The organism is Vibrio sp. M260118, assembly GCF_036533755.1.
Classification (GTDB): Bacteria; Pseudomonadota; Gammaproteobacteria; order Enterobacterales; family Vibrionaceae; genus Vibrio.
Genome location: NZ_JATABG010000469.1, coordinates 1 through 2,228 on the forward strand (window position 1 = coordinate 1; position 2,228 = coordinate 2,228).

A 2,228-nucleotide genomic window follows, 5' to 3' on the forward strand; every position below is an offset into this window, starting at 1 on the left:
GATCTAGATTTTGATAGCTTGCTTGACGAAGGCGATGACAGCTTCGACTTAAGCGATGACACAAGCAGTGATACTTCGGAGCCAAATCTAGCATCCGATAGCGAAATTGATGATATCTTCGCTCAGATGGATGCTCAAGCCGATCTTGATGCTCTAGAAGCTAACTCAGTTGATGAAACTGCGTTACTTGACGAGCTTATGGACGAAGAAGGCGTCGAGGTCAGCGAAGACAGTACGGATTTACTTGATGAGCTGCTTGATGAACAGGCGCTCGATGCTCAAGCAGAACCAGAAGTTACAGAAGAACAAGACCTATTTGACGAGTTGTTGTCTGTTGACGAACCGTCAGAAGAGAGCACCGACCTGCTGGATGACTTCATTTCAGAATCTGAAGACGAGGGTGACTTAGATTTAGATTCAGAGCTTGATGAACTTATCGGTGTCGATGGTGCGGATAATGACATCGACCTTGCAGACAGCACTGATCTACTCGCAGACGTAGTGGACTCAGATACGGAATCTAGCCAAGACGAAGACTTAGGCGATGATGCGACTGACCTATTCGAAGAGCTGCTTGAAATCGATCAGCAGCAAGACCTCGCAGAGCCTGTAGTTGAGCCGGCGGCTGTAGAAGAGGCGATTGAATCAGTTGAGCAAGAGCCTACCCCGGTAGAGCCAGAGCAAGCTTCTGCTGCGGAGAAAGATTTCGCGAGTGAAGAGTTTATTGATGACCTACTAAGCGTGGCGCCAGAAGGCGATCCGCTGCTTGATGAATTGGATCTTGATGATGTGCCAGTGGCGGAGAGCGCAGATGAAGTTGCTCTCGACACGGAACAAGACCAAATTCAGCTTGCAGAGCCAGAGCCAGAGCCAGAGCCAGAGCCAGAGCCAGAGCCAGAGCCAGAGCCAGAGCCAGCAGCAGAAGAAGATGATGACGAAGACGATTGGCTAACGACGGCAATTGAAGAGTTCGAGAACCCTCAGTTTGAACAAGAGGAAGCTGAGCCGCTAGAAGACAGCGAACAGATTGTCGACCAAGAAAATGCTGCTGAAAGTAGTGCAACCGCTAGCGAGTTGCCAACTGAAGAAGAGCCTGAAGATGATTGGCTAACTTCAGCGATCGATGAGGTTGAAAGTCCGCAAGCCACTCAAGAACCTGCACAGACAGTAGAAACGACTTCAGCGAGTCTAGACGAAGATACATCTGCATCAGGTGCTGAGCAGCAAGAGATTGTTGAAGAAGATTTGCTTGCTCAACAAGAGCAGAAAGACACACTGAAAGAAGAGACTCCAGAGACTCCAGAGACTCCAGAGACTCCAGAGACTCCAGAGACTCCAGAGACTCCAGAGACTCCAGAGACTCCAGAAGCGACTGAAGACCCAGTTGAACCTCAACCAACAGCAGTGACACCAGAGGCGATTCCAAATGAGTTTGGTATACCTCAAGACGAAGACTGGTTAGTAGATGATGTTGAATCTGAAACCGTTCAAGCAGAAGACAGTTTAGCTTCTCAAGCCGAGCCTGAGCTAGAAGATGAAGGCAATATTGATTTAGAGATCTCTGAGCAGGAAGCCGAACAAGCTTTAGCTGAAGTCGCTGATGAGCCAAATCTAGAAGCTGAAGTGACGACTGCTGAAGTAGAGCCGTCAAATGAAATCGAAGTACCTCAGCCAGACGTTGAACAGCAAGAACAAGCGCTAGCCGCTGAACTTGAGGGGTTAGAAGCTGAGCTTGAAGGTGAAGAGTTTGAGTTTGATGATCTAGAACTACCAGAATTTGGTGAAGAAGACGCGCTCGCAGAAATGGCTGATGAGCCGGAGCTAGAAGTTGAAGCACCTGCTGCTGAAATTGACGAACCGATTGAGCTAGACGAGTTAGAACTACCAGAGTTCGGTGAAGAAGACGCGCTAGCAGAAATGGTCGCTGAGCCTGAGCTAGAAGTTGAAGCGCCTGCTGCTGAAGTAGATCAGCCAATTGAGTTAAACGAGCTAGACCTACCAGAGTTCGGTGAAGAAGACGCGCTCGCAGAAATGGCCGCTGAGCCTGAGCTAGAAGTTGAAGCGCCAACTGCTGAAATCGATGAACCGATTGAGCTCGACGATTTAGAGCTACCAGAATTTGGTGAAGAAGACGCGCTAGCAGAAATGGCCGCTGAGCCTGAGCTAGAAGTTGAAGCGCCAACTGCTGAAATCGATAAACCGATTGAGCTCGACGATATAGAGCTACC

At 49.1% G+C, this 2,228-nt stretch carries 1 pseudogene; it reads left to right on the forward strand.

Annotated features, from left to right (window positions below):
* Positions 1-2,228, forward strand: a pseudogene (locus tag QTO00_RS18480) (FimV/HubP family polar landmark protein); the annotation flags it as partial.